The following is an 8732-nucleotide window of genomic DNA, read 5'->3' on the forward strand; positions in this document are numbered from 1 at the left end:
GTCTCCCGCAGGGCCCGGCCCGGGCCCTGCGGGAGACTGACCCCCATGACCAAGAGATCCGCCGAAGAACGGCGACGGCTCATCGCCGACCATGTCGTGGAGCAGGGCACCGCCACGGGCGCCGCCCTCGCGCAGCTCACGGGCGTGAGCCTGATGACCGTCCACCGCGACCTCGACGACCTCGCGCGGCAAGGAGTGCTGCGACGCTTCCGCGGCGGCGCGTCCGCCCTGCCGTCCACCGTGTTCGAGTCGAGCCTCGACTACCGGCTCGGCGTCAACACGGCGGAGAAGAACGCCGTCGCGCGCGCCGCCGCCGCGTTGGTGGAGCCCGGAATGTCGGTGATGCTCGACGATTCCACCACGGTCCTGGTCATGGCCGGCCTGCTGGTCGACCTCGCCCCCCTCACCGTCGTCACCAACGCCCGCCGGGTGCTCGACGTCTTCACCGGGTGCGAGGGCATCCGCCTGATCGCCCTGGGCGGCGAGTACTCGCGCACCCATGACTCCTTCCTCGGGATGCCCTGCGTCGAGGCGGTGGAGGCGCTCTCCGTCGACCTGGTCGCGGTCTCCACCTCGGCCCTCGACGCCAGGACGGCCTACCACCAGGAGCAGGACGTGGTGCTGGTGAAACGGGCGATGCTCACATCGGCGGCCACGAAGGTGATGCTCATGGACCACACCAAGCTCGCCCGGACGGCGCTGCACCGGGTGGGGCCCGTCGGCGACCTGGACCATCTCGTCGTGGACGACGGGGCTGACGCCGAACTGCTCGGCAAACTCCGCGAGCGGACCCGGGTGACGGTGGCGGCCGTCGCACCATGAAGCCGTTCCTCCCGCCATGATGGAACGCCTGTCAAACGCACACGCACGTAACCACCACGAAGGGCCGCCCACCCGACAGGTGGACACCTGAGGCCCGTTCCGCCGGGGAAGGACGCTTTCCGCCATGAGCAGTGCATCCCGCCGCCCCACTCCCCACGCCCCGGCCGTGATCGGCATCGACGTGGCGACCGCGTCCGTCCGCGTGGTGTGCGTGGACGGACAGGGGCGTGTACGCGCCGAGGCGCGGGGCGAACTGCCGGCCCCCGTACGGACCGCCGCGGGGACGAGCGAGCAGGACGCCCGGTCGTGGTGGCCCGCCGTACGCTCGGCGCTGCGCCGCACCACCGGCGCGCTGCCCCGGGGCGGCCGCGAGGTGATCGCGGTGGCCGTGTCCGCCACGTCCGGCACCATCGTGCCCACCGGGGCCGACGGCACCCCGCTCGGCCCGGCCCTGATGTACGACGACCGGCGGGCCGCCGATGTCAACGCCGAGGCGCAGCGGGTGGGCAGCGCCCGCTGGGACGCGCTCGGCCTGTCCGTGGGCCCCACCGCGGCGCTGGGCCGGGCCGTCTGGTGCCTGCGGACGTACGGCCCGGGCCTGCGCCACGTCCTGCACACACCCGACGTCGTCGGGCGCGAACTGACGGGCCACCCCGTCGCCACGGACTGGAGCCACGCACTCAAGTCCGGTTACGACGCCCGTGCCGAGGAGTGGGCGCACGAGGTCTTCGACGCCTTCGCCTTCCCGCTCGCGCTGCTCCCCTCCGTAGCAGCCCCCGCCACGGAGGCCGGAGTCGTCGGCCCGGAGGCGGCCGAGGCCACGGGCCTGCCCGAAGGGTGCTCCGTACGCCTCGGGATGACGGACGGCTGCGCGGGCCAGATCGCCACGGGGGCGGTCGAGCCGGGGCGCTTCGTGGGCGTGCTCGGGACCACGTACGTCCTCAAAGGGGTCTCCGCGGACCTGGTCCGCGACCCGACCGGAGCGGTCTACAGCCATCGGCACCCCGACGGCTGGTGGCTGCCCGGCGGTGCGTCCAACACCGGAGGGGAGTGCCTGGCCGACGTCGACCCGGCCCGCCTGCCCGCGCTGGACGCCGCCGCGGCGGCCAGGGGCCCCGCCTCGTACGTGCGCTACCCGCTGCGCCGCGACGGCGAACGGTTCCCCTTCGTCTCCGGCGCGGCGCGCGGGTTCGATGGGGGCCGCCCCCGCGACGAGGCGGACGCCCACCGGGCCGCACTCGAAGGGGTCGCCTTCGTCGAACGCCTGGCCCTGGAACGGGTCGAGCGGCTCGGCGTTCCGGTGCTCGGACCCCTGCACGCGGCCGGCGGGGGCAGCCGCAGCGCCGTGTGGACGGCGATCCGGGCCACCGTCCTGGACCGCCAGGTCCGCGTCGTCGAGCGTGCGGAGACCGCCTTCGGCGCCGCACTCCTCGCCGCGACCGGAACGCTCCACGAGGACCTCGCGGCCAGCGCGGCGGCCATGGTGCGCGCCGGCGCACTCGTCGAGCCGGTGCCGGAGGAACGCCCCGCCCTGGACGACGCTCACGGCCGCTTCGTCGCGGCGCTGCGCGAGCGGGGCTGGCTCCCCGACGACTGACGCGTGGTGCCGCGCGCGTACGCGAGGGCTCACCGCCGGAGCGGCACCACCGGCCCGGGCGTTTACGGCAGCAGTGGATCCGCAGGCCCGTGCCCGGCGCGTACACGCGGAAGACCGGCTCAGACGACCGTTCCGGTGAACTCGGAGGCGTGGTCGCGGGCCCACTCCGCGTAGGAGCGGCCCGGTCGGCCGAGGACCTCGGCGAGGGTGAGGTAGGCGTCGTCGGAGTCGCGGTGCGCTTCCCGGGGCTCGTCGGCGACGCCCTCCACCCCGTCGTAACTGGTGAAGCCGTACAGCCAGTCGGCGTTGTCGGCGGCGAAACCGCCCTGCCCGCGGTAGAAGGTGAGCGCCTGTTCGGGCGTCACCTCGTCGAGGGCGATCTCCTCTCCGACGGCCTCGGCGATCCGGGCGACCTGCTCGCGCTTGGTGAGCGTGTCGGGGCCGACGATCGTGTCGATCCGTCCCCGGCGGTCGGGATCGAGCAGGTCGGCGACGATGACGTCGGCGATGTCCTGCTCGTGGATCGGGTTGCCGGTCTGGGCGGGGAAGGGCTCGACCACCCGCCGGCCGGAGCGGATGGAAGGCCCCCAGATGAGCAGGGCGTTGGTGGCGAACTCGCCGGGCCGGACGATCGACCAGTCGAGCCCGGACTCCCGCACCGCGCGCTCGACGGGCAGGTTGTAGGTGGTGTCGTGGCCCGCGGTCACGGCGGCGGACGACACGACCACGATGTGCTCGATCCCTGCCGCCCGCGCGCACGCGACCACCTCGACGGCGGTGTCGGGTACCGCGATGAGCACCAGAGCCCTGGCCGCCTCGAAGGCGGTGCCGAGCGTCGACGGCTCGTGGACGTCGCCGGCCACCACCTCCACGGCAGGAGGCAGAACGCTGTGGCGGGGCCGCCGGGACACGGCACGTACCGGCCGGCCGCTGCTCAGCAGCCCGTCGACGACGCGCCGCCCGAGCACGCCGGTCGCACCGGTCACCACGGTAAGAGGCAATGAGCTATCAGAATGAGACTTCATAGTCTCATAATGGCACTGTGCTTTATGATCTGGCAATGGAGTTGTCACCGCAGAAGCAGCGCACGCGCCGTGCCGTCCTCGACGCGGCGGCCGGTGAATGGGCGCGGGATCCCGCCGCGAGCCTGGGGCGCATCGCCGAGGCGGCCGGTGTCGGCCGGGCGACCGTCCACCGCTACTTCCCCGACCGTGAACACCTGCGGTCGGCGCTCACCAGCGATTCCTGGGCGGCGCTCCACGCGGCGATCGTGGAGGCCGCTCCCGGCTCCGGCTCGGTGCTGGAGGTGATCGACCGGATCGTCAGTGCCATGGTCCACGTCGGTGACCGGGTGCTGTTCCTGTTCGCCTCGGCTGGGGAGGACCCCTCCCGCGCGGACGCCGCGGTGGCGGGCGCGGTCGACGGGATCCTCGTCGCGGAAATCCGACGGGGGCAACAGGTCGGCGAGCTCGATTCCACCGTCCCGGCCGAGTGGATCCAGCGCATGGTGTGGAGCATCGTCTACACCGGCCTCCACGCGACCGGAGACGGGCTCGTCGCACGCCATGGCGTCGATGACCTGATCCGCTGGACCCTTCGCGGCGCCATCGGCGTGCGCTGAGGCGGGTGTTGAGGCCGGGAGCGGTCCGAACAGGCCCGTGATGCAGGGCGCTTCGACGTGAGAGCGGTCTCCAGAAAGCTGTTGCCGCATGCACCTTGCCATGCTCGTCGGACCCCTCTACTTTCACTGTAGAAAGCGCTTGCTGTCCTGTCGCTTCCGGTGGGGAGCCCGGGACGCGGGGGCGCTGCCGCATGTCCCCCTGGTGGATCGGGCCGCTTCTGCGCGGCTCGTGCGGGAGCGCTCCCACATGTCATGGGCACGTCATGCTTGCGTGTTCTGCCATCCATCACCGACCAACCGAAGACACCTGGGAGACGAACATGGGACGACCAGTCGCACGGCGGCTGCAGGCCACCGTGGCAGCCCTGGCCCTCGCGGCCGCGACCGGAGCGGTGCTGTCGGCGCCCGAAGCGGCGGCGGCAACCGGGAGCGCCACCGGCTACGCCACCCAGAACGGCGGGACCACCGGCGGTGCGGGCGGGCAGACCGTCCGCGCCACCACCGGGACCCAGATCCACGAGGCACTGTGCGGGCGGGCCGACAGCGGTACCCCGATCGTGATCGAGGTCGAAGGCACCATCAACCACGGCAACACCACCAAGGTGTCGGGCGACAGCTGCAGCACCGCCGCCGGCGTGATCGAACTCAAGCAGATCAGCAACGTCACGATCGTCGGCGTCGGCAGCGGGGCCGTCTTCGACCAACTGGGCATCCACCTGCGCGAGGCCGGCAACATCATCATCCAGAACGTGACCGTCCGGAACGTCAAGAAGTCCGGCTCGCCCACCTCCAACGGCGGCGACGCCATCGGCATGGAGTCCGGCGTCCGCAACGTCTGGGTCGATCACACGACCCTGGAGGCGTCGGGCGGGGAGTCGGAGGGGTACGACGGCCTCTTCGACATGAAGGCCAACACGCAGTACGTGACCCTCTCGTACAGCGTCCTGCGCAACTCCGGCCGCGGCGGCCTGGTGGGGTCCAGCGAGAGCGACCGCTCCAACGGCTTCGTCACCTACCACCACAACCTGTACGAGAACATCGACTCCCGGGCGCCCCTGCTGCGCGGCGGCATCGCCCACATCTACAACAACCACTACGTGAAGCTCAACGAGTCCGGCATCAACTCCCGGGCCGGGGCCCGCGCCAAGGTGGAGAACAACTACTTCGAGGACTCCAAGGACGTCCTCGGCACCTTCTACACCGACGAGGCCGGCTACTGGCAGGTCAGCGGCAACACCCTCGACAACGTCACCTGGTCCAGCCCCGGCGGCACCACCAACCCGGCCGGGCCCGACATGAAGTCCACCACCACGGTCGACATCCCCTACACCTACCGTGCCGACACGGCCGGTTGCGTGCCGGACGTCGTGAGCCGCACGGCGGGCGCCGGCAAGGGCCTGAAGGTCTCGGACGGCAACTGCACACCGCAGACGCCCACGCCCACGCCGACGCCGACCGACCCGACGCCGGGACCGACGGACCCGACTCCCGGACCGACCGACCCCACTCCGCCCACCGGGACCAACCTCAGCATCGGAGCGGGCTCCGACGGATCCAGCAAGGCCGCCGGAACAAGCTACGGCGATCTGCGCGACGGCGACGCGAGCACCTACTGGTCGCCCGCCGGCCCCACCGGCTCCGTCTCGGTCAAGTGGGCCTCCGCCACCTCCGTCTCCTCGGTCGTCATCCGCGAGGCGGCGGGCTCCACCGGCGCGATCAAGGGCTGGCGACTCCTCGACGGCGACACCGGCGCCGTCCTGACCTCCGGAGAAGGAGCAGGGGCCATCAGCTTCCCCCGCACCTCCCTGCGCAAGATCACCTTCGAGATCACCGGCTCGACGGGCACCCCGCGGATCGCCGAGTTCGAGACCTACGCGGGCTGACCACGCGGTCCGCGCTCATCGTCCGCGACCCGCACCTCCCAGGTACCCGGGAGGTGCGGGTTCCGGGCGTCCAGCCAGCGGGCCGGCGTATGGGCACGGGCCTCGGCCACGCCGAGCTGCGGCCGGTTCGCGGGGACGGTCACGCGGGCGCCGGGGCCGGTGTTGCGGTACTCGGCGAAGCGCTGGTCCTGCCACGGGAAGCCCGCGGACATGGTGGCGTACGGCGTTCTCGCGTCGATCCCCGCGCCGAGACGGCTGTCGCGGACGGTCAGCATGGGGTGCGCGGTGAGGTCCGAGGAAGGCACCCAGGGGCGGGCGAGCTTGTAGTAGGCGTCGGGGGCTGCGCTCGTGATCCGGGAGCGCAGGACCAGGAAGCCGTACGGACCGGCTCCGGCGGTGCTCGGCGCGAAGACGTAGCCGTACGGGGCCGAGGCCAGGTCGGTGCGGGTGAGCCCGCGGAAGCGGCAGCGGTCGAAGACGGCGGTGGCGCGGCCGAAGACGAAGTCGACATCCCCCTCCGCGTAGCAGTCGCGGTAGTACTGACGGGCGAACGCGCCGACGGCGGGGGAGTCGGCGTACAGGGTGTCCTGGTGGCCGAGGAACCGGCAGCCGTAGAACGCCGACCGGTCCCCCTGGACCTTGATGGCGACGGCCTGCGTGCCGGTGTACTCGGGGTTGTCGGAGCGCAGCCAGTCGTTGGCGAAGGTCAGGTCGCGGGCGGTGAATCCGGCCGCCCGCACGGTGACGGAGGCCGAGCCGCTGGTGCCCAGGGTTCCGGAGCCGTCGGGCTTGGGGGTGCCCGCCGCGTTGTCGTACACGAGCACGGTGTCCCGGGCGTCGCCGTTCGCGCCGATCAGGGTGAGTCCTTCGTGGCCGGCGTCGATGAGCACCGTCGCGCGGTACACACCGGGGGCGATCACGAGCGTGCGCCCGGTGCCGGTCGCCGCGTCGACGGCGGACTGTACGTCGGTGTGGTCGCCGCGGCCGTGCGTGTCGACGTACAGCGTGCGCGGGTCCAGGCGCCGGGCGGGTGAGCCGTAGCGGCCGAAGGGGCCGGGTGCCGCGGTCCCGGCGTGGGCGGCGGTCGCGCCGAGGGCGAGGGCGGCACCCGTTCCGGCGAGCAGGGAGAGGGCGGTACGTCTGCTGGGCAGGAAAGGCCCGCAGGGCAGGGACGGTCGGCTGGACATGACGGGGCTCCTCGGGGGTGAACGGCGAAAGGCCGGAGCGGCGCTCTCCGGGGTGGTGGAAAGCATGCGGTGCCGCTCCGGCCGGTTCGGGGTAGGTCGGGTCGAGGGGTGATGGGGCGCGGGGACGTTTCGCACCCGCTGCGACGAGGCCGGGGGCGGTTACGGCCCGCGGACGCGGTCCGGGGCGGTCGTCTCCGGACGCGCGCGGTCGGGGACGAGGTCTCAGCGACCGCTCGCGCTCGCCCTGCCCGCTCCCGCTTCGAGCGCCACGAGCACCGGCACGGCGAGCGGGTGGTGGACCGCCGTCCGCAGGCGGGGCGTCCAGCCGGCGCCCTCGGTGAGGTGCTCACCCGGCACCCCCGCGTTGTGGACGGCGACCAGATCGGTCTTCCGCCCGGCGACGTAGTTGTTCCTCGCCGTGAGGGACGACTCCGACCACTTCTTCAGGATCGTCGCCCGGTCCACCTCCCGCGTGAGGGTGAACGCGTTGTGTTCGGCGACCAGTCGGGACTCCGCGCCGATACCGAAGGTGTATCCGTAGGCGCTGCCCTTCGTCGCCACGAAGTGGTTGTTGTACGCGTCGACCTGGCCGAACCGCACGCGCGGGGCCCGCTCCTTGACGTCCTTGAAGAGGTTGTGGTGGAGCGTGACGCGGAGCTTGCCCCGGTCGGTGGCGCCGGCGCCGTCACTGTTGCCGATGAGCATGGTCTTGTCGTGGTCCTTGAGTACGTTCCATGAGACGGTGACCAGGTCGGCGCCGCGCACGATGTCGAAGAGGCCGTCGTGCTGCTGGTAGACCTGGCCGAAGTAGTGGGGCTGGTCGGCGTCCGGGCGGTCGCCGTCGCTGAAGGTGTTGTGGTCGACCCAGACATGGCGGGATCCGTACACGACGAGGTTGTCGTACTCGGAGTTCCAGGCGCCTTCGGCCCCGTCCGTGGGGTCCCACTGGGGAAAGCAGTCGTAGGTGTCCTCGAAGCCGATGTTGCGGATGATGACGTTGGAGACGTCCCGCACCTGGAGCGAGGCCCCGATGACCTTCGGGTTCTTCCCCACCCCGACCAGGGTGGTGTTGGAGGGGACCTTGATGGTGACGGCGGCCGCCTGCAGCTTCGCGGAGGCGACGCGGGCCTCCTCCAGCGGACCCGAGGGGACCGCGTCCCGGCCCCACACCTCGGGATCGTAGGCGGCGAGGTACTTCTCCAGTGTGTAGCCGCCGGTCTGATACCGCTCGCAGCCGATCGGCGTGCCGTTGACGTCGGAGTTGCCGTGTACGGTCCCGGAGATTCTGATGATCTTCGGCGCGTCGCCCGCCTCCGCGAAGGCGGCGATGAGCTCGGCCCGGTCGGTCACCGTGTAGACGTGGTCGGGGGTGGCGTTCGCGCCCCCCGTGGTCGAGCCCTCGGCGGCGGCCCAGCCGTCTCCGGCGGGCAGTACGGCGCGCTCGACGCCGGGGCCGGCGTGGCTCGGCCGGCCGGTGGCCAGGGCCGGGGTGCTGAGGGCGAGGGCCAGAGAGGTGCAGCCCAGGGTCACGGCGATGGCGCGGGTATGACGCTTGCGTGCGGGCATGGCGAATCCTTCTGTGTCGTCGGCAGAGGGGCAGAGGGGCAGAGGCTGTCTCTTAT

7 protein-coding genes are annotated in these 8732 nt (G+C 72.1%); 4 read left to right on the forward strand and 3 right to left on the reverse strand.

Annotated features, from left to right (window positions below; translation table 11 throughout):
• Positions 1-45 precede the first annotated feature (45 nt).
• Complete coding sequence (locus HET64_RS32535) at positions 46-822, forward strand: DeoR/GlpR family DNA-binding transcription regulator (RefSeq protein WP_097869533.1); 777 nt, start codon at positions 46-48, stop codon at positions 820-822.
• Between the two features lie 124 nt (positions 823-946).
• Complete coding sequence (locus HET64_RS32540) at positions 947-2419, forward strand: FGGY-family carbohydrate kinase (protein WP_215110750.1); 1473 nt, start codon at positions 947-949, stop codon at positions 2417-2419.
• Positions 2420-2538: 119 nt separating this feature from the next.
• On the opposite strand, the gene HET64_RS32545 is transcribed toward HET64_RS32540, so the two are convergent.
• On the reverse strand, positions 2539-3444 hold the full coding sequence (locus tag HET64_RS32545) for an SDR family oxidoreductase (RefSeq protein WP_215110751.1): 906 nt from the start codon (positions 3442-3444) through the stop codon (positions 2539-2541).
• 35 nt (positions 3445-3479) lie between these two features.
• On the opposite strand from HET64_RS32545, the gene HET64_RS32550 reads away from it, so the two are divergent.
• On the forward strand, positions 3480-4040 hold the full coding sequence (locus HET64_RS32550) for a TetR/AcrR family transcriptional regulator (protein WP_215110752.1): 561 nt from the start codon (positions 3480-3482) through the stop codon (positions 4038-4040).
• A gap of 320 nt (positions 4041-4360) precedes the next feature.
• A complete protein-coding gene (locus HET64_RS32555) occupies positions 4361-5923 on the forward strand; it encodes a polysaccharide lyase family 1 protein (RefSeq protein WP_215110753.1) in 1563 nt (520 codons plus the stop codon).
• On the opposite strand, the gene HET64_RS32560 is transcribed toward HET64_RS32555, so the two are convergent.
• Both HET64_RS32560 and HET64_RS32565 read right to left on the reverse strand, forming a co-directional pair.
• Positions 5911-7074, reverse strand: a complete 1164-nt coding sequence (locus HET64_RS32560) for a pectinesterase family protein (protein WP_251146197.1) — start codon at positions 7072-7074, stop codon at positions 5911-5913. The genes HET64_RS32555 and HET64_RS32560 overlap by 13 nt on opposite strands.
• Before the next feature lie 258 nt (positions 7075-7332).
• Entirely contained in the window at positions 7333-8676 is a 1344-nt protein-coding gene (locus HET64_RS32565; protein WP_215110755.1) for a polysaccharide lyase family 1 protein, read from the reverse strand.
• Between the last annotated feature and the right edge of the window lie 56 nt (positions 8677-8732).

This window comes from Streptomyces sp. McG3, assembly GCF_018619185.1.
Lineage (GTDB): Bacteria > Actinomycetota > Actinomycetes > Streptomycetales > Streptomycetaceae > Streptomyces.

What these genes read in the sequence shown, in the direction of transcription:
- HET64_RS32550 (WP_215110752.1), top strand. Translation starts at nt 3,480, where the DNA reads ATGGAGTTGTCACCGCAGAAGCAGCGCACGCGCCGTGCCGTCCTCGAC.
- HET64_RS32565 (WP_215110755.1), bottom strand. Translation starts at nt 8,676, where the DNA reads ATGCCCGCACGCAAGCGTCATACCCGCGCCATCGCCGTGACCCTGGGC.
- HET64_RS32545 (WP_215110751.1), bottom strand. Translation starts at nt 3,444, where the DNA reads ATGAAGTCTCATTCTGATAGCTCATTGCCTCTTACCGTGGTGACCGGT.
- HET64_RS32540 (WP_215110750.1), top strand. Translation starts at nt 947, where the DNA reads ATGAGCAGTGCATCCCGCCGCCCCACTCCCCACGCCCCGGCCGTGATC.
- HET64_RS32555 (WP_215110753.1), top strand. Translation starts at nt 4,361, where the DNA reads ATGGGACGACCAGTCGCACGGCGGCTGCAGGCCACCGTGGCAGCCCTG.
- HET64_RS32535 (WP_097869533.1), top strand. Translation starts at nt 46, where the DNA reads ATGACCAAGAGATCCGCCGAAGAACGGCGACGGCTCATCGCCGACCAT.